The sequence below is a fragment of the Flavobacterium tructae genome (assembly GCF_002217475.1).
Lineage (GTDB): Bacteria > Bacteroidota > Bacteroidia > Flavobacteriales > Flavobacteriaceae > Flavobacterium > Flavobacterium tructae.
This window is the reverse complement of record NZ_MUHH01000054.1, coordinates 1-21,850: the sequence shown is the minus strand read 5'-3', so window position 1 is coordinate 21,850 and position 21,850 is coordinate 1. Positions and strand designations below refer to the sequence as shown.

Below are 21,850 nucleotides of genomic sequence, written 5' to 3'. Positions count from 1 at the left end.
TTTACCACTTTTTAATTTATCGTACGCACTTTGCAATTTTCTCGTATCCTCTTCAAATCCTGAATCTTCCGGAATTATTTTAAGTTCCTCTGAAGAAAACGAACTTAACAATTTTAATATTTTTTCTTTTATTTCCGGTTGAAACTCTAATCTAATTGCTTCCATAATACTTTCATTTACAATACAAAGATAAACTTTTTTTATTCTGATCATTTCACATTTAACTTTCTGTAAAACCTAACAAACAAAACAACTAGTTTAAGATTCTTAAAACAATCAAGATACATTTTACCTCATAAAAAATCCGTTCTGAGCTTTTGTTCAAAACGGATTTTTTCCAAATATTCAAAATCTAAAAAAAATAACTTCTATCTGTTAAACAGTCTTCTAAAAAAACCTCTTTCCTCCTCTTCATCATTTTCCTGCACTTCATACTGAGCAAACTTTGCCTGCGATTTCTCATGTTCATAAATTAACTCCTTAATATATTCAACATAAGTCCTCTTTTTTTCCTCCAGAAATCCAATAAGATACTTCTCACTAAACTCCATGCCGCTCGCTGCCTCGATTTGTAACAGTTTTTTGTATAGCGGCTCAATATGCAAGGCAATTACCTCTTGTGGGACTGCCTGTCGTCTTCCAAAATAATTTACAATAACTCCGTTCTCGTCTTTTGCAATCTCAAAATCGGTAATAACCCAATAGTAACGTCCTGACTTTGCTAAATTCTTAACAATAGCATGAAAGTTCTTTCCATTTTTAAGATTCTCCCAAAGCACCTTAAAAATAACTCTCGGCATATCCGGATGACGTATAATATTGTGTGGCTGCCCCATTAACTCATAATCTTCATAACCGCATACATCCACAAATACTTCGTTGGCATACTCAATAATACCAAAAGCATTTGTTTTACTCATAATCACTTGTGTTTTATCCCACGTGACTTCTTTATCGATTACTGTAACAGGCGTTCGGAGTTGATTTTCTTGATTCATTTCTTACTGATTAAATATTTTTGTTTTGGAATGGTATTTCGCAATTCCTCTCTTTATCTTTCGGGAATTATACCGCGAAATTAATGAGAAGTAAAAACGCAAAATCTGATTTTTATCATGTTTTACCATCAAAAAAAAGCGTTTATAGATTAATCCCATTTTTGCATTTTCCATAAGCCTTATTTTATTTATCAAAATACAAACAAAAAGTTACACTTGTAACATTTTACAATAGCTTTACTTTTCTGCTTTTCCGCAAATACCTTATCTTTGCCAAAAATTAAAACTTATGAATTCTTTACAGACTATAATAGAACAAGCTTGGGAAAACAGAGCTTTATTACAAGAAACCACCACAACTGATGCTATCAGAGAGGTAATCGAATTGATTGATGCAGGAAAATTACGTTGCGCTGAACCTGTTGGTGACAAATGGCAGGTAAATGAATGGGTTAAGAAAGCTGTTGTAATGTATTTCCCGATTCAAAAAATGGAAACATGGGAATCCGGTATTTTCGAATATCACGACAAAATGTTGCTGAAAAAAGGTTATGCTGAAAAAGGAATTCGTGTAGTACCTAATGCTGTAGCCCGTTACGGAGCTTATATTTCAAGCGGTGTAATTTTGATGCCAAGTTATGTAAACATTGGTGCTTATGTTGACGAAGGTACTATGGTTGATACATGGGCAACTGTTGGAAGCTGTGCTCAAATTGGTAAAAATGTTCACTTAAGTGGTGGTGTTGGTATTGGTGGTGTTTTAGAACCATTACAAGCTGCTCCGGTTATCATTGAAGATGGTGCTTTTATTGGTTCTCGTTGTATTGTAGTAGAAGGAGTTCACGTGGGAAAAGAAGCTGTTCTTGGTGCTAATGTTTGCTTGACTGCTTCCACAAAAATTATCGATGTAACTGGTGATGAACCTGTTGAAATGAAAGGTTTTGTTCCTGCTCGCTCTGTCGTGATTCCGGGAAGTTACACTAAAAAATTCGCTGCAGGTGAATTCCAAGTACCATGTGCATTAATCATTGGTACTCGTAAACCATCAACAGATTTAAAAACTTCACTAAACAACGCACTTCGTGAGTACGATGTTGCTGTTTAACATATAATCTCTATAAATAATAAAGCGGAATGATTACTCATTCCGCTTTATTATTTTATATACTTTTTTTACTTATTCTGTTTTTGAAGTTTCAAAAGCTTAGCATATTTCATATAGGAGAAGAAAGCCTGAGTCATTGAAAAGGTGAAACCGTCTAATCCATGTAAAAAGCCTTTTTTAAAAAAATAACACCTAACAAAAGAAACTGTCCCATTTAATATAGGCTTAAAACTACTTACCCTTTTGTTCTGATCGTAAAGCTGCTGGGCATGCCAGGTTGAATATAAATTTTTCTTACTGATAAACTGTCCAAAACAGTCCCAGGCATAATGGTGTATATGAACTTTTAAGTGGGTCTTATTAGTACCACAAACTTTTTGATGTACACTATCTTTTGAAGGAGAAGCCGTTTGTTTGTTAAAAAATCGTGAAGTTTTATCAGGGTACCAACCTGCGAAATTAATGAGTTTACAGCCCATATAATTATACAGAGAGAAGGCATACACATCAAAATTCTGTTTTTCATATTGGCCTGATAATATAAATTTTTCAGCATCGTCAGCCAAGATCTCATCAGCATCTAAATTTAAAATCCAGTCATTTTTACAATAAGGAAGACCGTGAATTCTCTGAGGTCCGTCTCCTAAAAAGCTCTGCAAAACAACCTTAGCCCCTTTTTCTTCGGCAATTTTCACAGTATTATCTGTACTTAACGAATCTACAACAATTACTTCGTTACAAACCCTGAACAGCGCATCTATACATTTGCCAATGTTTTTTTCTTCATTATACGTTATTACTAATCCACTAATTTCCATAGCATTTTTTAAAATAATTTAAGCTTACCTATTTTCAATTTTAATTTAAATCTAAACAAACTATCTTCGCCTTTTATGTCTATTCTCTTTACCAAATAGTTATTTTTAAAGGGGAAATTATTTACTCTGTTGCCTATTCTCAAACCGTATTTTATACCGTTATCCCGCATCATATTTTCAAAAACAGCAAACTCAGAATGTTTCTTGGCATAATTCCCAAAAGGATATGCCAGAACAGGTTTTATATCTAATTGATTATCCAAAACAAAGGCATTAGACTTCGCAAAATCAGCTTCTAACTCGTCTTTAGACAACGAACTGTATCTTTTATGTTCAAAAGAGTGATACCCCAGCTCAATAAGATCAGGATTTAACCCTTTTAGCTGTTCGACACTCATAATTTTTTCTTTTCCTTCGATCCAATAATCAAAATTACCAACGTAAGAAAATGGTATAAAAAAAGAAGCTTTTAAGTGGTATTTTTCAAGCAAAGGCACCGCATACAACAACTGGCACTCGGTAACATCATCAAAAGTGATTATAATGCTTTTTGAAGGAAGTTCTTTTAAATTTTCTAAATCTTTAAAATGAAATGTCGTGTAATTGTTATCATGTAAAAATTTAAATTGTGATTCTAATTTTGCTACAGAAACACTTAAATCTACAGACTTTGCTTCGTCTTCTACAACATTATGATACATTAAAATTGGTAGCTTTGACATTCTCTATTTTTTTAGCAAATCTATCATTAATAGTATTATTTTTCACAAAAAAAACACTTTTAAGTAAAAAAAAAGAAATGAAACAAAAAACCTTATTATTGTTAAATAAAACCTGATCTTACCTTCTTGTAAATATAAGAAAAAAACTACGTATTATAATTTTTAAAGCAAATTTACCCCTAGATATATTGCAAAAAATATATCTGATACATGCAACAATCGAAAAACCAGGTAACAACACAGCGTGAAGGACCGTGCTAGGATCTTAAAAAACGGTACTGTAATTGAAATTGTACCTCCGTTTTTATCAAATTTTATTTTAGCCTCTTTTGAAGTTTTAAAAGCTTAGCATATTTCATATACGAAAAGAAACTCTGAATTATAGCTATCGACAAGCCGTCTATACCATTAAAAATACCCTTCTTAAAAAAGTAGCATCTGATAAACGCAACAGCCCCATTAATAACTGGCTTAATTGCGGTTATTCTTTTCCCCTGATCGAACAATTGTTGTGCATGCCAACCGGAATATTGGTTTTTCTTTGCAATAATCTGATCTAAAGAGTCCCAGCCGTAGTGCAAGATGTGTACGGAAACTTTTTTCTCGTTTTGAGTAATTATCTTCTGATGTACCTTAGAATCAGAAGGATGTGCTGTCTGTTTATTGAAAAAGCGAACTTTTTGATCCGGATACCAGCCTGAAAAATCGATAAGTTTATCGCCCAGAAAGTTTTTTACTCTAAAACTAAAAGCATCATAGTTTCCTTCAAGATATTTTTTATCTATTATAAATTTCTCTGCATCTTTATCCAGAAACTCATCGGCATCAAGATTTAAGATCCAGTCGTTTTTACAATAAGGCAATCCATGTGTACGTTGCGGGCCGTCGCCCAAAAAGGCCTGTTCAATAACTATCGCGCCTTTTTCTTTGGCAATTTCAACGGTACGATCTTTACTAAACGAATCTACTACAATTACTTCATCACACACTTTTAGTAAAGCATCTATACATTTACCAATATTTTTCTCTTCATTGAAAGTAATAACTAGACCACTAATCTGCATTTTCTTGGGGGAATTTGTTTTTTTGCAAAAATACGGCTTTTTATTCTAGTTACCTTATCTTAATCGTACGTTTGCACATTTTACAAAATTATTACTAATTTAGCCCACAAATTGAATTTTAAATAAATGAGAATATTAGTCATTCAGCAAAAAAGAATTGGAGATGTATTAACAAGCACTATAATCTGTAATAATCTAAAAACCAAATACCCGGATTCGATTATCGATTATATGTGTTACCCAAATTCTGTCGATGTACTAAAAGAGAACAAGAATATTGATAACATTATTCCTTTATCCAACAAGGTTAGAAAATCAACTCCTTCTCTGTTTAAATTTATTTTTCAAATCCGACGCAATAAATACGATGCTGTTATTGACGTTTATTCTAAGTTGGAAACTAATTTAATTACGTTGTTTTCAGGTGCAAAATATAAGGTTTCATATCGTAAATGGTACACCAAAATATGCTATAATTACACTTATGAACGCTTAGATGCTGTAGAATCAGAACACGGATTGGCCATTGAAAATCGTTTGATGCTTCTAAAACCGTTCATTTCTGAAAAGATTACAGATGTAAAACCAAAAATCTTTTTGAAAGAATCTGAAATTGATGATGCCAAAAAACTTCTGAAAAGCTACCAGGTTGATATGGAAAAGCCATTAATCATGTTTGGAATTTTGGGAAGCGAAGTTTACAAGACATATCCTTTAGAAGGAATGGCTAAAATTATCGATTTTACAGTTGCCAAAACCAACGCGACTATCATTTTTAATTATATCCCGGACCAAAAAGAACAGGCTCTCGAAGTATACAACCATTGTAGTGCCGAAACTAAAAAGCACATCGTTTTTGATTTGTACTGCACAGAGCTAAGACCTTTTCTGGCTTTACTTTCACAATGCGAAATGTTAATCGGAAATGAAGGAGGAGCCGTGAATATGGCCAAAGCACTTGAAATTCCAACCTTCTCCATATTTACACCATCTGTTAGAAAAGAGACCTGGCAAATATTTGAAAATGAAGCCAAAAACTTCTCTATTCACCTAAAAGATTTAAAGCCGGAAATATACAAGCAACACACCGAACAATACATAAAAGATCATACTTTTGAGTATTACGATGAGTACCCTTTAACTTTAATGCTTGAAAAACTGGATACTTATTTTCAGGAGTATAAAAATTGAAAATGAGTGAAGAACTTATGAATACTGCTGACAGGGAAAAATTGTCCGTTTTGATTATTACGCTTAATGAAGAACAGCATATAAAATCATTACTGGGAGATATCGATTTTGCCGATGAAATAATCGTAGTAGATTCATACAGTACCGATCGGACGCTGAGCATAATTGAATCTTTTAAAAACGTAAAAGTAATCCAGAATCCGTTCGTTAATTACACTTCACAACGTAATTTTGCGATTGATCAGGCAAAAAACTCCTGGATCTTATTTATCGATGCCGATGAAAGATTAACTCCGGAACTAAAACTGGAAATCGCAGCCACCATCAATCAAAAAGATACTGCAAGTGCCTATTTCATTTATCGAACTTTTATGTTCAAAAGCCGCAAGCTTCATTTTAGCGGCTGGCAAACGGATAAAATTTTCAGACTTTTTAATAAAACAAACTGTCGATACAATCAGGACAGAATGGTACATGAAAAACTGATCGTGAACGGACCGATTTCAACATTAAAAAACAAAATCATTCATTTCTCTTATACTTCTTATACTGACTACAAAGCAAAAATGTACAGTTACGGAGTTTTAAAGGCCAATGAAAAACAAAAAAAAGGACAGAAATCATCTCTTTTACTGATGATTTTCCATCCTGTTTATACTTTTCTGTATCAGTTTTTAGTTCGTTTGGGCTTTTTAGACGGAGCCAAAGGAATCACGATATGTTATCTAAATGCTTACAGCGTTTTTATCCGCTATAAAGAACTAGCCCGAATTACTTCTTCCAGAACTTAAGCTTCTTTTTCAGGCGCTTTTTTCTGTAAAACTTTTCCTGAAAATCAGCAGTATATTTCCATAAAGTTTCAAATATTCTTTGTTCCGATTCTTCTTTATAAAACTTTGCATACTCATTACTCATAACCGCTACCATCTCTTTTAAAGGGGTTAGGCGACACAGATTCTTCATACGCATTTCAAAACTCATTGATTCATGAAATTCCATTCGGTTTAAATCGACCAAAAAGAATTCATAATTACCGTCCTGTTTCTTCTTAATAAGCGTATTTCCCGGTGAGTGATCTAAAAATTCAATTCCTTTCTCATGAAGACCAAAACTAAACCTTGTAAATTGTCTTAAGATATTGTCATGATCCGGATAATCCGGAATTTCTACAAGCTCTCTATAGGTTAAATCAGTTGTCAGATGTTCACTCGCATAGTAACTGTCTCTCAGACCTACAAAATTAAAGTTTTCTAAAAACGCTATTGGCTGAGGAGTTCCGATACCTCTTTCTAACAAAATTGTAGCATATTCGTACGAACGTCTTGCCTTTGATTTTCTAAAATAGCGGTAAGCTACTTTGTTAATTAAATTCGGAATTTTAAAGGATTTAATGTTGATTTTTTTTCCTTCAAGATCAAACAACTTAATAACATTTCGGTCTCCATTCCCAAACAACTCACCTGAAGTATTAAATTCTTTAATACAAGTCAGAATATCTCTGGAACTTTTTACTGCTGTTGAAAATCTAAATTTTGAGATCATTAACTATAACTTTGATATTAATTTATTACCCATTTCCAATGCTCAATCGTTAATTTTATTCAAACCAAAGCATCAAAAGCAGTTCAATAGTCTGCAATTCTAAGAGGTAAATGGAAGGAAGCAAAAATAACCTTAATAATTAAGAAAAATGGATTATGAGAGCAAAAACGAAATAAAAATTACCTTATGCCTTTTTTTTCTTCAGTGAATATTTCAGCCACTGTCCGAAATTTTTAAAATAGAGATTGAACTTAGGCACATTCAGTCTTTTTTCTTTCTCAATAATCTCTTTTATCTGAGGGATGCTTTTAGTCGAGAAGAATCCCAATTTCTTCCATCTTTTAGGCTGTAAATAGTAAAAATCTTTGTACTCTTTATAATTGTTTTCATTTACAACAAGCCATTTATCCAAAAATCCCTTGTCTACATCAACATTATGCCCCCAGTTATCAAGCTTAAAACGCAAATCGGTTTCAGTTCTTGACAAGGATTCATGCAAGACAATATTATTGGTATAAATTTGACGCTCTTTGATTCTGCGTCCGCTTTTATAATTAGGATAGTTTGTCGCAAAAATTGCTTTCAGCGGTTTATCTACATATAAAATACCCTGATCTGTATATTTATAAAGCATAACCCAGAAAGCACATATTTGAATAGGATGTTTTTCGGGATTGATAAGATAGGAATCGTATCGTCTTAAATCTGAAACGAACTTTTTAAAGTCAACAAAATACTCGTCGCAATCTACCTGAACAATCCAGTTCCCAATTCCCATTTTTTCAGCGAGCATTTTTCGCTCTCTGATTTCACATTCCATTGTAGTTAAGGTTGGAACATAAAAATCATCTTCATAAATCACCACCTTCTTATCAACGTCAAAATTCTTAATCCACTCAAAAAAAGAATCATCGATCGTAAAGCTTCCGCCATTCCAGGTATTTCTATTTTTATCAATGGCGACAAAAACCGCATCTGCATCATTATACACTGTTGGAAGTGATGTTTTTAACAACTCATAATCATACGAAACCAGATACCCTACTTGTATTTTTCCTGCCATTTTTACTTTTGTAATTTGTTGCAATTTACTAATTAATCTCTACTTTTGCATCATGAAAAAGCAATATGACTATTTAATAATTGGATCAGGTCTCTATGGCAGCGTGTTCGCTCACGAAGCAAAAAAAGCAGGTAAAAAATGCCTGGTAATTGACAAAAGAGACCATATAGGAGGAAATGTATATTGCGAAAATATCGAAGGAATTAATGTTCATAAATATGGTGCACATATATTTCATACCAACGATAAAGCAATATGGGATTATGTGAATCAATTTGTTGAATTCAACAACTTTACCAATTCTCCAATGTCACTTTCTAAAGGTAAGATGTACAATTTACCTTTTAACATGAATACTTTCTACCAGCTTTGGGGAACTAAAACACCTCAGGAAGCCAAAGCAAAAATAGAGGAGCAAGTAGCTGCTTATGGAGTAAAAGACCCTAAAAATCTGGAAGAACAAGCCCTAAGCCTTGTTGGTAAAGACATCTACGATTATTTTATAAAAGAATATACTGAAAAACAGTGGGGAAGAAAAGCTACTGAATTACCCGCTTTTATCATAAAAAGACTTCCGGTTAGATTCACTTTTGACAATAACTATTTTAACGACACTTATCAGGGAATCCCTATTGGCGGTTATAATAAGTTAATTGACAAATTATTAGACGGAATTGAAGTGGTAACCAATACCAATTACTTTTCTGACCGAACAAAATTTGACGGACTTGCTGATAAAATTGTGTATTCCGGAAAGATTGACGAGTATTTCGATTACAAATTAGGAGTTTTGGAATACAGATCTCTACAATTTGACAACGAAGTTCTTGATACTGACAATTTTCAAGGAAATGCTGTTGTTAATTACAACGACGCCAGCTATCCTTTTACCCGAATAATTGAGCACAAACATTTTGAATTTGGCAAACAAAGCAAAACGGTTATTACAAAAGAATATCCATGCGAATGGAACCCGTCTAACGAAGCGTTTTATCCTATAAACGATGCCAAAAACCAAGCCTTGTTTGAAGAGTACAAAAAACTGTCTTTAGAAGAAAAGAATGTAATATTTGGAGGAAGATTATCTGAATACAGATATTATGACATGCATCAAATAATTGCCATAGCTTTAAAAAGATCTAAAACAGAACTGAATAATGATTAAGATTTTCATTGTAACTCATAAAGAAAACCCTGTATTATCCAATGATATTCTGGTTCCGATTCAGGTGGGAACAAATCCATCAATCACTGATACTATCTTAAGAGACAATACTCAGGACAATATCGGAAACAAAAACAGCAACTATTGTGAATTGACAGCTGCTTACTGGATTTGGAAAAACGAAAAAAAGGCTGATTATGTGGGCATTTGCCATTACAGAAGATACCTTAACTTTTACAACGACTGGTACAACTTAAAACCTTCTGCACAGAAAAAAATCACAACTGAAAATTTCAAAAATACCAAGCTATTCAATACCTCTTCTAAAAAACTAGAGAAAAAAATAGCTTCAATTCTTTCGGAATATGATGTAATTCTATGCCGACCTTATAAGTTCAAAAAAGGATCTTTGACCGATAACTACTGTGAGGAACACCGAAAAGAGGATTGGGACCTAACCAAACAAATCATTTTGGAAAAATATCCGGAATATAAAGACAGTATTACCTCATTTCTGGACGAAGGAACCCTTTTTCACATGGGAAATATGATGGTTAGCTCAAAAGAGAAATTCGACAACTATTACGCCTGGCTTTTCTCTATTTTATTGGAACTTGAATCCAGAGTTACAATCCCGGAAGATGCTTATCAGGCCCGAATTTTTGGTTTTATTTCAGAAAGACTAATCAACCTTTATATGTATCACCATAAGTTTAAAATTAAAGGAGTTCCATCATACAAAATAATTGACTTGTAATATGAACGAAGAAATAATCAAAGCGTACGAAGTCATAAAGGAAGGAGGAATCATTCTCTACCCTACTGATACCGTATGGGGAATTGGCTGTGACGCAACAAATCCTGAGGCTGTTGCCAAAATATACAAACTCAAACAACGTGCTGAAACACAAAGCATGATTGTATTGATGAATGGCGAAAAAATGATGTACAATGTATTTAAAAACATCCCTGAAGTAGCCTGGCAAATTTTAGATTTATCTGAAAAACCAACCACTTTAATTCTGGATGAGCCCCGTAATGTCGCTCCAAATATCATAGCTGCCGACAATTCGCTTGCTGTTCGTCTGGTAAAGGAACCATTCTGTTTTAAATTATTGGAACGAATGAAAAAACCGCTGGTTTCAACTTCAGCTAATATTTCGGGACAACCTACTCCTATTGGTTTCAAAGACATCAATCCGGAAATTGTAAAAGGCGTTGATTATGTAGTAAATCTGTATCACGACAGAATTGCCGGAAAACCATCAACCATTATAAAGCTCACCAATGATTCACAGGTAAAAGTGATTCGTAAATAATCTTTTTGTTTCAGGTTTCAGGTTTCAAGTTCTACACGAAACTTGAAACCTGAAACTTGAAACTTGAAACCTGAAACTTGAAACCTGAAACTTGAAACCTGAAACTTTAAACACCTTTTAAACTCTCAATCAGCCAGTCAATATCTTCTTTGGTATTAAAATGACTAAATGAAATTCGGAGATTTGGTAATTTTAAATCAGTTTCTGAGAGCATTTCTTTCAAAACATGCGACGGTTTCACACTCCCCGACTGACAGGCACTGCCTCTGGAAACGGCAATTCCTTTCATATCTAAACTAAACAAAAGCATCGAAGTCTTATCTGCTGAGAAAGGCAGAATAACATTGATGATGTTGTAAAAATCATTCTTCTTTCCATTGATCCTGAAACCCGGAAAATGAGCTTCAAATTGCTCAATAAGATAGGTTTTCAAGCTTAAAATATAATTTCTTTCAACATCTAAATTCTCATACGAAAGAGACAATGCTTTCGCCATTCCGGCAATCTGATGCACGGCTTCTGTACCGGCACGCAAGCCTTTTTCCTGCTCTCCTCCAAAAATCAAAGGCTGTAATCCTGAGTTTTTTCGAACAAATGCAAACCCAACTCCTTTTGGACCGTGAAATTTATGCGCACTTGCTACGATAAAATCAACAGGGATTTTTTGCAGATCTATCTCCGTTTTTCCAACAGACTGAACAGTATCCGAATGAAACAAAGCATGATACTGCCTACAAATTACACCAACTCTTTCCAGATCCAAAATAGCTCCGGTTTCGTTGTTTACATGCATCAAACTGACAATTGTCTTTTTGTCTTCTGCTAATAAATTGGATAAATGAGTTAAGTCTATACTTCCATCGGGATTTACATTTACGTAATCCACCTGAACGTTATATTCAGATTCTAAAACCAATGCCGTATGCAATACAGCATGATGCTCGATTCTGGTTGTAATAATGCGTTCTGCTTTAAGATCTTCTACCGCCGAACGAAGAATCCAATTATCAGCCTCAGTTCCTCCTGAGGTGAAAATAATCTCCTGTGCCGCACAATTTAAATGTTTCGCAATACTTTTTCTGGAAAGCTCTAAAATGGTCTTTCCGTTCCTTCCGAAACTGTGTGTAGAAGAGGGATTTCCAAAATCTTCAGTCATTACTTTCAACATTTCCTGAATCACTTCAGGGCGCATAGCGGTTGTAGAGGCGTTATCGAGGTATACTTTTTTCATCCCTGCAAAGTTAAGAAATATCAATTGTCAAATCTTGAATATCATTTGCCAAATTTTTCACTATTTTTGACCTCAAATAAAATTACGATGAAAAAATATGCAAGCCTTCTCTTCTTTGCGCTTTTATTAAACGGATGCGATGATGGAGATTTAGTGGTTGATACAATTGACTTTAGTGATCCTAGTATTACAGCAGCAACCTGCAATACTACAACCAACAGTCTTATATACAAACTTAAAAAACAGGAATCACTGTTAATTCAATTACCGCCTAATACCCTTACGAACGACGCGACGGTACCTGGCAAACCATTGACTTACGACATTAACAACACTACAACACGTGTAGTATACAGAGCTTATAATGGCCAGGTAGCTATTGACAATATTTGTGGTGCAATACCACCAACGACACCTGCTGTAACAGAAGAATGGCAGGCTACTGCCGGAAAAATTGTCGATATCAGCACGGCAGCTATCACAGATAATCCTGATGGAAGTTCTACAATTACAGGTTATAATCACAATCTCGTTTTTCAGAACATTACTTTTTTAAAACCTGCAGGACCACAAGTAGAAGCAGAATACCCTTTTGGTACTTTCAAAACTACTTACAACTCTCCTAATGCTACTTTCCTGGGAGTTGTCAGACAATGTTCAACCTCAAAACAACTGTACAATTTTAGCGCCTCAACTGCCATAACAATTGACAGTATCGATCCTAAACTACTCGAAAACGTAGTTACCCCCTCCAACCAGCCTAAAACAGGTTTAATTGGTACTACATTAAACAAAGTTTTACTGCGTACTTATAACGACGGCTCCCTAACTCAAGACTATTTTTGTGCTTCGCCCTTACCTACTAAACCTACTGTAAACGAAATATGGATTGCAGACAATGGTGCACAAAATATAAGTGGAATTATCGAAGTTACTACTTCACTTGTCGGAAGTACTTATTTCCATAAGATTGTTCTTAAAGGCGTAAGATTTACAAGAGCCAACAGTAGTTTTAAATTACCAACTATTTACAATTACGGAATTCTTGAGGTATCGACTACACCATAAAAGGTAATTTCAAAATAAGTTCACACCTGTTTAATTTCCTACAAAAAACGTCCGTTTTTCTAAACCGGTTTCACTAGAAATCCAGAAAGAAAAACGGACGTTTTTTTATGCCCTAAATCCAATATTTTACGAACGAAATAAGCTCTTATTTCTGATTTTGTCTAAAATAAACTTCGGTTGCTCCTAAGCCGTATTTTTGATAATTAGCATCCTGAAAATCTATTCCGTCGTAACGACCCAATAAAAAATCAAGTTCCGCTTTTAGAATTCCTTCACCAACACCATGAATAAAAACAATTTTAGGAATACGATTTCTGATCGCAAATTCAATATGTCTTTTTGCTGTTTCAGTCTGTAAAGTCAAAATATCATAGTTAGACATTCCGCGTTTATTAGGAACCAGTTTTTCGATATGCAAATCAAATTCAGGAGCCGAAATTTCACGTTTATCTTTCTTTTCTTTCACAAAACTTCGCGGTTTTGGCTCTGTTTTTTCTTTTGAAATCTCATCTAAATCAATTCTTTTAATAGAATTCATTAAATTGCTGTAATCCTGAATTTTAAGCAATTCGTTGACAAAGAATGTCATCATAAATCCATCCTCAGTTTCGATCAAAACCTCCTTGTTTTTCACCGAAACTACCGTTCCGTTTATGGCTTCGTCTAAGACTGAAACCTTATCTCCTTTAGTCAACATCCTGCTCTTCTTTATCTTGGTTTTTACTAGGTGTTTTTGCACTCAACTGCATCATCCCATACATGAAAACCGCGATGGCAATTACCATAATATAGATGTTTTTTTCTGCTGAAACCTGCTCGTATAACGCCACCGAAATAGCAAGAATCATTATTAAAATTTTAAACGCTTTCATTTTTTTATAAGTATTGAGAGTTCAAAAATAGGAAACTTTAAAATAGTAACACTACCCCTCTCCAACTGTCCGTATTAATTCTTGTATGATTTTAGAAAAAAGAAATCTCCCAATTTGAAAAAACAGTATTGTTGTCATGCATTAAATCTTGCTTCTTTTGTAATGAGATTCAAAAGATTTTCTTCCTATTCCATTCTTACTTTTTCAGCATTATATTTTCAGTAAATTCAAAACACAATTCAATTCAGAAGTCGCCCCTATTTTCTAAAACTTTTTTCCTCTCTGCATCAAAAAATTAAAATTCAACTACTCTGAAAACCCTAAATTCTTTCAACCGGAAAACACTCTTTTTAACTTTTTCGAATCTCTTCAATACATTGTTTTTGTAAGAATCATTTCTTAATCTTATCCAAAATATCGTTCATCATTTCGATTTGAACTTTTTGAATTTCGATCAACTCCTGTTGCTGATGCATGATCAAATGATCGATTTTATCATGAATCATTCTGATCTCTAATTCCGATTTAAGATTGATCATATAATCTTTCTTAGCACGATTTCGATCCTTCTCCTCCTGACGATTCTGACTCATCATGATTACCGGTGCCTGCAGTGCAGCTATACAGGACAGAATCAAATTGAGTAAAATAAACGGATACGGATCAAAACCTTTGTTGACCAAAATAAAAACATTCGCTCCAATCCAAACTATAATAAAGATCAGGAAAGAAATGATAAACGTCCAGCTTCCCCCAAAATCCGCCACCTGATCTGCAACTCTCTGACCTAAATTTCTGGTTTCCGGCTCGTCTTCAGCAATACTAACAATCGACTTATCTTCTTTTAACGAAGAAAGAACACTTTGTTCAAGATCCGAAAGCACTCCAATTTCAGTTGACAAATAGTTCGAAATATATCTCTGACGGTATTCATTTAATTCTTTCACAGCAATACAATCCTCATCACTAAAAGAAGGATGATCTTTAATAATCAATCCTAAAATAGGGTCGTGTATCGATTTTCCATAAATTTTATCGCTTTCAGGAAAGGAAATATCAGAAATAGCGCTTTTAAAAGTGGAGTTGTTTTTCATTTTTACAATTTTTAACTGCTAATTTACACATTTAACTGCTTAAGAATTACATAAAAAACAGCGGTTTACATTTCTTTTATTTATCACAAATAGCGCTTTCAAAAGAAAATTTCTTTGTAGAATTCATGCCTTTATTTACAAAAAACACCTTACTTTTAGCGTTTCTTAGTATTCATTCAATTTTACCATTTTGACAAAAGATTCTATCATACAAAACATAAAAGCTTTAAAAAGTCATTCAAGCATAAATTACGGTATCAAAACCAAAACAGAAGATTTTACCGAGAAGCTTTTTTACACTCTTTTTGATTCCAATGCAGCTTTAGACAAAAGCATCCAAGAACTGGAAATTTGCTTTAAAGAAATTGCTGTTCTGGCCTGTAAAAAATCTGAAAATTCGTGTGATGCAATGTGGGATCGTTTTTTGGAAAAATTACCCGCAGTTCTGGAAAAACTAAATCAGGATGCCGAATACATCCTTGAAAATGATCCGGCATCGAACAGCATTGATGAAGTTTATTTGGGATATCCCGGATTTTACGCGATTGCCATTTACCGACTAAGTCACGAATTGTATTGCCTGGATCTATTACTTTTCTCAAGATTGATGAGTGAGTATGCTCATCGAATTACAGGAACTGACATTCATGCGGGAGCTGAGATTGCTTCTCCCTTTTTTATCGATCATGCTACGGGAATTGTAATTGGAGAAACTACTGTAATTAAAAAACATGTAAAAATTTATCAGGGTGTTACTTTAGGAGCTCTGAGCGTTAGTAAAGAAATGAAAAACGCCAAAAGACACCCAACTGTAGAAGCAAACGTTTGTATTTATGCCAATGCTACTATTTTGGGAGGCGAAACCATTATTGGAAAAAACAGTATTGTAGGCGGAAATGCATGGATCACCAAATCTATCCCTGAAGATTCAATCGTTTTAAACACCACTACAACTGAAGTTAAAATAAAAGAAAAAAAATAAAATGGGTCCACAGAAATTGCTTAATCTAATTGGAAACACTCCGTTAATGGAAACCATCAATTTGGTTAAAAATAAAAACGTAAAACTTTTACTGAAGCTTGAAGGTAATAATCCCGGAGGAAGTGTAAAAGACAGAGCGGCATACAATATGATTGCTTCGGCTATTGAAAGAGGTGATATTAAAAAAGGCGATAAACTAATTGAAGCTACCAGCGGAAATACAGGAATTGCTTTAGCAATGATTGCACAATTGTTTCAAATTGAAATCGAATTGATTTTACCTGAAGATTCTACAAAAGAGCGAACTCAAACCATGCGTGCTTATGGCGCCACAGTCATTTTAACGCCTGCTAGCGAAGGAATTATTGGTTCGAGGGACTATGCCGATAAAAAGGTCGCTCAGGGCGGTTATTTGATGCTAAATCAGTTTGCAAACGACGACAACTGGAAAGCACATTACAAAACCACAGGTCCGGAAATCTGGAACGATACGGAAGGAACAGTAACCCATTTTGTTTCGGCAATGGGAACTACTGGAACTATTATTGGAACTTCGACCTATTTAAAAGAGAAAAACACTAACATTCAAATCATCGGGGCCCAGCCAAGTGACGGATCTCAAATTCCAGGAATTAGAAAATGGCCGCAGGAATATTTGCCGAAAATTTTTGATGCCTCGAAAGTAGATACTGTTATCGATGTAAGCGAAGAAGAAGCCAGAAAGATGACTAAAAGACTTGCTCTTGAAGAAGGGGTCTTTGCCGGAATGAGCAGCGGAGGATCTGTAGCTGTTGCCTTAAAAATTGCCGAGCAACTGGAATCGGGAGTTATTGTTGCCGTGATTTGTGATCGTGGTGATCGTTATTTGTCTTCTGATTTATTTGACTAAAACAACTTTATGGTTCTGAATTGAAATACTTTTATTCAAAAATAAGATTCGTTCAGAACCATAAATAATAGATTCGGCATAAGAACTTCTCAAATTTTCACGCGGATAAAACGAATTCGCTAAAGTGAAAACGCAAATTGACACGGATTTATTTTTTATGAATTTTGTAAAGAAGTTTTTAAAATTGAGCTCAGAAGGAACGAAATAACTATAGACAATTTTCTCCTGTGACAAAACAGCTCCGGAGTAGCGTTACATTTGAGATAACATCAATCAGTCTCACAGAATCTCAACAATAAACAACAGACCAAAAACTACAATTCAAACTCAATTCTAAATTCAGCACCTTTATTTCTGCCCTCACTGGTTGCGGTTAATTTGCCTTTATTCTTCTCAATTATTTTTTTACAGAGATACAGACCAATTCCGGTTGAAGATTCATTAGCAGTACCCAATCGGCTCATTTTTGTGAATTTTTTAAAGAGCTCGTCAATCTGATTTTTATCAAAACCAATTCCATTATCCGTAACGGTTACAATGAATTTTGAATCTTCGGTGTAAATTCTCACTTTAACCTCACTGTCAAAATAAGAAAATTTAACTGCATTGCTAATCAAATTCACTAAAACCTGAACCAATAAACCTTCGTCAATTCTCAGTTTTGCCTCCACAAGCTCTAAATTCAGACTTAATTTAATATTCTTATCAATCAGACGTTGTTCAACCTGTTCATTGATAAAAGGCAAAATATTAGGAAAGGTTATCATTCTGATCTCTAAATTTCCTTTCACTACCCGATCTTGTTCTTGCAATAATTTAATGAAGTTTTCAATATATCGAAACTGTAGATTGGTAGATTCACAAATCAATTCTGCCAATTGTCGAACTGATTCTGATGGATTTTCACTTATAATCAATCGCGCCAGTCCCTGAGGATTTCCTGCAAAGTTTTTCAAATCATGTGAAAGCATATAAATCAAATCCTGTTTTTCATTGATAAAACTTTCTGATTCATAGATTGATTCCTGAATGTTGCACAAAAGCAAACCTGCTTCATCACTATATTCTGTAGGCAAAATAGACAATCTTCTATTGTGTCTGTAATCGTCTAAGGCTTTTGAGGCTATTGAAATGGGTTTTATTAAATGATTTAAAACCAAAAGCGTCACTAATGTCGCCAATAATGTCATAACCAAAGAAAAAATCAAAATTGAGGTAGCCGAAACACTGTGATTATTATAATACAGCACAAAAAATAAAATTCCTATCAGAGGGATATGTATACCTATAAAAGCAACAAACAAAAATTTGAAAGCATAGCTTTTCTTTAAAAAGCCAATTTGAGACAGATTATGATACAACTTCATAAAGGACAACAATACTAATAGGTTATAAAAAATGCAGTATTCGGGGCGATTGTTATAAACAAAGTTAACTTTTAAACTTGATTAAACCACTAAATTAGGCAATTTGATAAAATATTTTAAAAATTAAATTTATAAAAGTTTACAAACTCTTATTTTTGCGCTATGGGAAGAAAAAATACAGACAAAATTGTCTTTCATCAAATTCAGGTTCTTGATGCAGGAGCAAAAGGAGTATCAGTAGCAAAGGCTCCTGACGGAAAAGTAATCTTTATTCCGAATGTCGTTCCTGGCGATGTAGTAGACGTACAAACCTTTAAGAAAAGAAAAGCCTATTATGAAGGCAAAGCCGTAAAATTTCACGAATTATCAGAGCATCGTATTGAACCAATCTGCGATCATTTTGGTGTTTGTGGAGGATGCAAATGGCAAAATATGAAATACAGCCAACAGCTGTATTACAAACAAAATGAAGTAAAAAATCACTTACAACGTATCGGAAAAGTAGAACTTCCCGAATTTGAAACCATTTTGGGCTCTGAAAAACAATTTTTCTACAGAAACAAAATGGAATTTTCATTTTCTAACAGCCGTTGGTTAACCGAGAAAGAAATTGGGAGTACAGAGGATTTAGGAAACCGAAATGCTTTAGGATTTCATATCCCGAAAATGTGGGACAAAATTCTGGACATTCAAAAATGTCATTTACAGGAAGATCCTTCAAATGCCATCAGAAATGAAATCAGAGCTTTTGCCAACGAACACAACATGGCTTTCTTCAATCCAAGAGAGCATTCCGGTTTGTTGAGAACGGTAATGATTCGTACGGTATCTACTGGTGAAATTATGGTTTTGATCCAGTTTTTTGAGGATGATCAAAAAAACCGTGAACTGATTTTAGATCACCTTTACGAGAAGTTTCCGCAGATTACCTCGTTACAATACGTGATAAATGCTAAGCAAAACGATACTATTTACGATCAGGATATCAAACTGTACAAAGGAAGAGACTATATACTGGAAGAAATGGAAGGTTTGAAATTTAGTATCAACGCTAAATCTTTCTACCAGACTAATTCAGATCAGGCCTACGAGTTGTATAAAATAACACGTGATTTCGCAGGGCTTACAGGAAACGAAACGGTTTATGACTTGTATACCGGAACGGGAACTATTGCACAGTTTGTCTCAAAAAAGGCGAAAAAAGTAATTGGTGTTGAAAGTGTTCCTGAAGCTATTTTAGACGCTAAAGCAAATGCAGAGCGCAATAATATTACCAATTGTGAGTTTTTTGTTGGTGACATGAAAGTTGTTTTCAACGAAGCCTTTATCGCTCAGCACGGAAAACCGGATGTGATCATTACAGATCCGCCAAGAGACGGTATGCATGCTGCGGTTGTTGACCAAATTTTGAAGATTGCTCCTAAAAAAGTCGTTTATGTGAGCTGTAATTCAGCAACTCAGGCACGTGATTTGGCTTTAATGGACGAAAAATACAAAGTAACCCGTGTGAGACCGGTCGATATGTTTCCGCAAACGCACCATGTCGAAAATGTTGTACTTTTAGAACTTCGATAACAAAATATTTAAATGAAAAAAATAATCTCTCTTTTACTAATTTTCACCTTTGGTCTGTCCAGCTGTGAAAAAGATGACATCTGCGATGCCAACACGCCTACTACCCCACGGCTGGTGATTACATTTTATAAAGATGCCGAGCCTACTGTAAAAGAAAATGTAATAAATCTAAAAGTAACCGGAGAAGGAGAAAGTAAAGGAATTGTTTTCAACAAAAGCATAACTGACGAAACGAATCCTTTAAGATATGTAACCAATTCGAATACAATCTCAATACCCTTGAGAACAGACAAAAATACCACCACTTATGATCTTGTTTATAACTCTGAGAGCACCAATCCTGCTGCAAGAAACACTGATCGTATAACGTTTAACTATACACATCAGGATGTTTATGTATCAAGAGCCTGTGGTTTCAAAACCATTTTTACCCTTCCTGAAATAGGTCCTTTTGTGCGCACTGATTCAGGAGGTGATGGATTATGGATAAAACAAATTTTTGTAAAAAAGTTTAATATCGAACTTGAAAATGAAACACACATTGAAATATATCTATAGTTTTTGTCTGCTGTTTTCAATATTTCTGGGTCAGGCTCAGGAAACATCGGATGCAGCTGCACCCAAAGAGATCGTTAAAACAAAACCGAAAACCCAGACGGCTAAACCTGCTGTTAAAGAAACTAAACAGGATAGTATTAAAACGGATCGTTACGGACTTCGTGTGGGGGTCGATTTGTACAAATTAACCCGTGGATTTTACGACAAGAATTATAAAGGTATTGAAGTTACAGGTGATTTTCGTCTGACCAAAAAATACTATCTGGCTGCCGAACTTGGTTTTGAAGACAAAACTACTGACGATGACCGATTAAATACTACCACTACCGGAACTTACATCAAAGGAGGTTTTGATTACAATTTGTACCAAAACTGGCTAGATATGGAAAATTTAATCACCATTGGACTTCGAGGCGGTTTCAGTACTTTTAGCCAGCAATTGAATACCTATAAAATTTACAACCCAAATCCGTACTGGGGCGAGCAGCCTGCAATTGTTTCGGGTCAGAAATACAATGGTCTTACGGCCGGCTGGGTTGAAGTTGCACTGGGAATAAAAGCAAAAGTTTTCAATAATGTATTTGTTGGTTTTGGCGTTCAGCTGAAACTTTTAGCGGCCAACCAAAAACCTTCGGGATTTGATAATCTTTATATTCCGGGTTTCAACAGGACGTATGATGGCAGCTTCGGGATTGGTTTTAACTATACCGTTTCTTATTTCATTCCGCTTTACAAGAAAAAGACAATCATTCCTGAATTAATAAAAAAGGAAACTATTAGAAAATAATAAATTCCAAATTTAAAGAATTCCAAATTCCAAACCGTGCAATAGGTACTGTTTGGAATTTGTTTTTTATACCTAAAACCTGTCTTCGACTTCGCTCAGACAGACAGCTTCAACTCCGCTCAGACAGACAGCTTCGACTCCACACAGACAAACAGCTTCGTCTCTGTTAAAACTGACACTTTCGACTCTGCTAAGACTGACACCTTCAACTCTGCTCAGACAAACAGCTTCCACTCCGCTCAGACAGACATTTTCGACTTCGCTCAGACAGACCGCTTCGACTCTGTTAAAACTGATACCTTCAACTCTGCTCAGACCGACAGCCTCGACTCTGCCAAGACTGGCGCCTTCAACTCTACTCAGACAAACACCTTCAACTTCGACTAAACTGGCATTACAGAATTAAAAGACAAAAAGTACTAAAAAAGAAAAACTCCAAA

General features: G+C 34.6%; 23 protein-coding genes. 12 read left to right on the top strand and 11 right to left on the bottom strand.

What is annotated here, in order from left to right; translation table 11 throughout:
- Window positions 1–368 precede the first annotated feature (368 nt).
- Window positions 369–998: a PAS domain-containing protein gene (locus B0A80_RS19125; RefSeq protein ID WP_089078335.1), complete on the bottom strand. Its 630-nt coding sequence runs from the start codon at window positions 996–998 to the stop codon at window positions 369–371.
- Between the two features lie 289 nt (window positions 999–1,287).
- Here B0A80_RS19125 and B0A80_RS19120 point away from each other — a divergent pair, with 289 nt between their 5' ends.
- On the top strand, window positions 1,288–2,103 hold the full coding sequence (locus tag B0A80_RS19120; protein WP_089078334.1) for a 2,3,4,5-tetrahydropyridine-2,6-dicarboxylate N-succinyltransferase: 816 nt from the start codon (window positions 1,288–1,290) through the stop codon (window positions 2,101–2,103).
- Between the two features lie 68 nt (window positions 2,104–2,171).
- On the opposite strand, the gene B0A80_RS19115 is transcribed toward B0A80_RS19120, so the two are convergent.
- The 3 genes from B0A80_RS19115 to B0A80_RS19105 form a co-directional block, all read right to left on the bottom strand.
- Entirely contained in the window at window positions 2,172–2,921 is a 750-nt protein-coding gene (locus B0A80_RS19115) for a glycosyltransferase family 2 protein (RefSeq protein ID WP_089078333.1), read from the bottom strand.
- Window positions 2,922–2,929: 8 nt separating this feature from the next.
- Complete coding sequence (locus tag B0A80_RS19110) at window positions 2,930–3,643, bottom strand: polysaccharide deacetylase family protein (protein ID WP_089078332.1); 714 nt, start codon at window positions 3,641–3,643, stop codon at window positions 2,930–2,932.
- Between the two features lie 314 nt (window positions 3,644–3,957).
- Window positions 3,958–4,707 (bottom strand): glycosyltransferase family 2 protein, encoded by a 750-nt coding sequence (locus tag B0A80_RS19105; protein ID WP_089078331.1) that lies wholly within the window; start codon window positions 4,705–4,707, stop codon window positions 3,958–3,960.
- A gap of 126 nt (window positions 4,708–4,833) precedes the next feature.
- Here B0A80_RS19105 and B0A80_RS19100 point away from each other — a divergent pair, with 126 nt between their 5' ends.
- Both B0A80_RS19100 and B0A80_RS19095 read left to right on the top strand, forming a co-directional pair.
- Window positions 4,834–5,898 carry a glycosyltransferase family 9 protein gene (locus B0A80_RS19100; protein WP_070906728.1) on the top strand — a complete coding sequence of 355 codons (1,065 nt, stop codon included), beginning with the start codon at window positions 4,834–4,836 and terminating at the stop codon, window positions 5,896–5,898.
- Window positions 5,899–5,900: 2 nt separating this feature from the next.
- Window positions 5,901–6,689, top strand: coding sequence for a glycosyltransferase family 2 protein (locus B0A80_RS19095; protein WP_083342495.1), 789 nt, complete (start codon window positions 5,901–5,903; stop codon window positions 6,687–6,689).
- On the opposite strand, the gene B0A80_RS19090 is transcribed toward B0A80_RS19095, so the two are convergent.
- Both B0A80_RS19090 and B0A80_RS19085 read right to left on the bottom strand, forming a co-directional pair.
- Window positions 6,670–7,440 (bottom strand): Kdo domain containing protein, encoded by a 771-nt coding sequence (locus tag B0A80_RS19090; protein WP_070906729.1) that lies wholly within the window; start codon window positions 7,438–7,440, stop codon window positions 6,670–6,672. The genes B0A80_RS19095 and B0A80_RS19090 overlap by 20 nt on opposite strands.
- Window positions 7,441–7,624: 184 nt before the next feature.
- Window positions 7,625–8,503, bottom strand: a complete 879-nt coding sequence (locus tag B0A80_RS19085; RefSeq protein WP_165769293.1) for a hypothetical protein — start codon at window positions 8,501–8,503, stop codon at window positions 7,625–7,627.
- Between the two features lie 52 nt (window positions 8,504–8,555).
- Between B0A80_RS19085 and glf the strand changes: the two genes are divergently transcribed.
- Genes glf through B0A80_RS19070 form a run of 3 tightly spaced genes read left to right on the top strand, consistent with a single transcriptional unit; the run spans window position 8,556 to window position 10,987 of the window.
- Complete coding sequence (glf, locus tag B0A80_RS19080) at window positions 8,556–9,668, top strand: UDP-galactopyranose mutase (protein WP_070906730.1); 1,113 nt, start codon at window positions 8,556–8,558, stop codon at window positions 9,666–9,668.
- On the top strand, window positions 9,661–10,425 hold the full coding sequence (locus B0A80_RS19075) for a DUF4422 domain-containing protein (RefSeq protein ID WP_089078329.1): 765 nt from the start codon (window positions 9,661–9,663) through the stop codon (window positions 10,423–10,425). Before glf ends, B0A80_RS19075 begins: the two co-directional genes overlap by 8 nt.
- 1 nt (window position 10,426) lies before the next feature.
- Complete coding sequence (locus tag B0A80_RS19070) at window positions 10,427–10,987, top strand: L-threonylcarbamoyladenylate synthase (protein WP_017498309.1); 561 nt, start codon at window positions 10,427–10,429, stop codon at window positions 10,985–10,987.
- A 106-nt stretch (window positions 10,988–11,093) separates the two neighbouring features.
- Here B0A80_RS19070 and B0A80_RS19065 read toward each other — a convergent pair whose 3' ends face one another.
- Window positions 11,094–12,218 carry a cysteine desulfurase family protein gene (locus tag B0A80_RS19065; RefSeq protein ID WP_089078328.1) on the bottom strand — a complete coding sequence of 375 codons (1,125 nt, stop codon included), beginning with the start codon at window positions 12,216–12,218 and terminating at the stop codon, window positions 11,094–11,096.
- Between the two features lie 87 nt (window positions 12,219–12,305).
- Here B0A80_RS19065 and B0A80_RS19060 point away from each other — a divergent pair, with 87 nt between their 5' ends.
- Window positions 12,306–13,286, top strand: a complete 981-nt coding sequence (locus B0A80_RS19060; RefSeq protein ID WP_089078327.1) for a hypothetical protein — start codon at window positions 12,306–12,308, stop codon at window positions 13,284–13,286.
- Between the two features lie 145 nt (window positions 13,287–13,431).
- Here B0A80_RS19060 and B0A80_RS19055 read toward each other — a convergent pair whose 3' ends face one another.
- The 3 genes from B0A80_RS19055 to B0A80_RS19045 form a co-directional block, all read right to left on the bottom strand.
- Window positions 13,432–13,983 carry a Smr/MutS family protein gene (locus tag B0A80_RS19055; RefSeq protein ID WP_089078326.1) on the bottom strand — a complete coding sequence of 184 codons (552 nt, stop codon included), beginning with the start codon at window positions 13,981–13,983 and terminating at the stop codon, window positions 13,432–13,434.
- Entirely contained in the window at window positions 13,973–14,158 is a 186-nt protein-coding gene (locus tag B0A80_RS19050) for a hypothetical protein (protein ID WP_017498305.1), read from the bottom strand. Before B0A80_RS19050 ends, B0A80_RS19055 begins: the two co-directional genes overlap by 11 nt.
- A gap of 392 nt (window positions 14,159–14,550) precedes the next feature.
- Complete coding sequence (locus tag B0A80_RS19045; RefSeq protein ID WP_070906735.1) at window positions 14,551–15,252, bottom strand: DUF1003 domain-containing protein; 702 nt, start codon at window positions 15,250–15,252, stop codon at window positions 14,551–14,553.
- A 190-nt stretch (window positions 15,253–15,442) separates the two neighbouring features.
- Between B0A80_RS19045 and B0A80_RS19040 the strand changes: the two genes are divergently transcribed.
- Both B0A80_RS19040 and cysM read left to right on the top strand, forming a co-directional pair.
- Window positions 15,443–16,234: a serine O-acetyltransferase gene (locus B0A80_RS19040; RefSeq protein WP_089078325.1), complete on the top strand. Its 792-nt coding sequence runs from the start codon at window positions 15,443–15,445 to the stop codon at window positions 16,232–16,234.
- Between the two features lies 1 nt (window position 16,235).
- Window positions 16,236–17,123 (top strand): cysteine synthase CysM, encoded by an 888-nt coding sequence (cysM, locus tag B0A80_RS19035; protein WP_089078324.1) that lies wholly within the window; start codon window positions 16,236–16,238, stop codon window positions 17,121–17,123.
- Between the two features lie 314 nt (window positions 17,124–17,437).
- On the opposite strand, the gene B0A80_RS19030 is transcribed toward cysM, so the two are convergent.
- A complete protein-coding gene (locus B0A80_RS19030; protein WP_232424389.1) occupies window positions 17,438–18,313 on the bottom strand; it encodes a sensor histidine kinase in 876 nt (291 codons plus the stop codon).
- A gap of 339 nt (window positions 18,314–18,652) precedes the next feature.
- Here B0A80_RS19030 and rlmD point away from each other — a divergent pair, with 339 nt between their 5' ends.
- The 3 genes from rlmD to B0A80_RS19015 are packed head-to-tail and all read left to right on the top strand — an operon-like array spanning window position 18,653 to window position 21,410.
- On the top strand, window positions 18,653–20,065 hold the full coding sequence (gene rlmD, locus B0A80_RS19025) for a 23S rRNA (uracil(1939)-C(5))-methyltransferase RlmD (protein WP_017498300.1): 1,413 nt from the start codon (window positions 18,653–18,655) through the stop codon (window positions 20,063–20,065).
- Window positions 20,066–20,077: 12 nt separating this feature from the next.
- Window positions 20,078–20,623 carry a DUF6452 family protein gene (locus B0A80_RS19020; RefSeq protein WP_089078323.1) on the top strand — a complete coding sequence of 182 codons (546 nt, stop codon included), beginning with the start codon at window positions 20,078–20,080 and terminating at the stop codon, window positions 20,621–20,623.
- The gene (locus tag B0A80_RS19015; protein ID WP_089078322.1) at window positions 20,595–21,410 is read left to right on the top strand and encodes a DUF6048 family protein; all 816 of its coding nucleotides are present in this window, start codon (window positions 20,595–20,597) and stop codon (window positions 21,408–21,410) included. The genes B0A80_RS19020 and B0A80_RS19015 overlap by 29 nt, the downstream gene beginning before the upstream one ends.
- Window positions 21,411–21,850: the final 440 nt, after the last annotated feature.

Bases quoted from the DNA above. Each gene is read 5' to 3' on its own strand.
- B0A80_RS19110 (WP_089078332.1), bottom strand. From the start codon at position 3,643: ATGTCAAAGCTACCAATTTTAATGTATCATAATGTTGTAGAAGACGAA.
- B0A80_RS19075 (WP_089078329.1), top strand. From the start codon at position 9,661: ATGATTAAGATTTTCATTGTAACTCATAAAGAAAACCCTGTATTATCC.
- B0A80_RS19120 (WP_089078334.1), top strand. From the start codon at position 1,288: ATGAATTCTTTACAGACTATAATAGAACAAGCTTGGGAAAACAGAGCT.
- B0A80_RS19045 (WP_070906735.1), bottom strand. From the start codon at position 15,252: ATGAAAAACAACTCCACTTTTAAAAGCGCTATTTCTGATATTTCCTTT.
- B0A80_RS19095 (WP_083342495.1), top strand. From the start codon at position 5,901: ATGAGTGAAGAACTTATGAATACTGCTGACAGGGAAAAATTGTCCGTT.
- rlmD (WP_017498300.1), top strand. From the start codon at position 18,653: ATGGGAAGAAAAAATACAGACAAAATTGTCTTTCATCAAATTCAGGTT.
- B0A80_RS19030 (WP_232424389.1), bottom strand. From the start codon at position 18,313: ATGACATTATTGGCGACATTAGTGACGCTTTTGGTTTTAAATCATTTA.
- B0A80_RS19015 (WP_089078322.1), top strand. From the start codon at position 20,595: ATGAAACACACATTGAAATATATCTATAGTTTTTGTCTGCTGTTTTCA.
- B0A80_RS19090 (WP_070906729.1), bottom strand. From the start codon at position 7,440: ATGATCTCAAAATTTAGATTTTCAACAGCAGTAAAAAGTTCCAGAGAT.
- B0A80_RS19065 (WP_089078328.1), bottom strand. From the start codon at position 12,218: ATGAAAAAAGTATACCTCGATAACGCCTCTACAACCGCTATGCGCCCT.
- B0A80_RS19070 (WP_017498309.1), top strand. From the start codon at position 10,427: ATGAACGAAGAAATAATCAAAGCGTACGAAGTCATAAAGGAAGGAGGA.
- B0A80_RS19100 (WP_070906728.1), top strand. From the start codon at position 4,834: ATGAGAATATTAGTCATTCAGCAAAAAAGAATTGGAGATGTATTAACA.
- B0A80_RS19125 (WP_089078335.1), bottom strand. From the start codon at position 998: ATGAATCAAGAAAATCAACTCCGAACGCCTGTTACAGTAATCGATAAA.
- B0A80_RS19105 (WP_089078331.1), bottom strand. From the start codon at position 4,707: ATGCAGATTAGTGGTCTAGTTATTACTTTCAATGAAGAGAAAAATATT.
- B0A80_RS19115 (WP_089078333.1), bottom strand. From the start codon at position 2,921: ATGGAAATTAGTGGATTAGTAATAACGTATAATGAAGAAAAAAACATT.
- B0A80_RS19050 (WP_017498305.1), bottom strand. From the start codon at position 14,158: ATGAAAGCGTTTAAAATTTTAATAATGATTCTTGCTATTTCGGTGGCG.
- cysM (WP_089078324.1), top strand. From the start codon at position 16,236: ATGGGTCCACAGAAATTGCTTAATCTAATTGGAAACACTCCGTTAATG.
- B0A80_RS19085 (WP_165769293.1), bottom strand. From the start codon at position 8,503: ATGGCAGGAAAAATACAAGTAGGGTATCTGGTTTCGTATGATTATGAG.
- B0A80_RS19020 (WP_089078323.1), top strand. From the start codon at position 20,078: ATGAAAAAAATAATCTCTCTTTTACTAATTTTCACCTTTGGTCTGTCC.
- glf (WP_070906730.1), top strand. From the start codon at position 8,556: ATGAAAAAGCAATATGACTATTTAATAATTGGATCAGGTCTCTATGGC.
- B0A80_RS19055 (WP_089078326.1), bottom strand. From the start codon at position 13,983: ATGTTGACTAAAGGAGATAAGGTTTCAGTCTTAGACGAAGCCATAAAC.
- B0A80_RS19060 (WP_089078327.1), top strand. From the start codon at position 12,306: ATGAAAAAATATGCAAGCCTTCTCTTCTTTGCGCTTTTATTAAACGGA.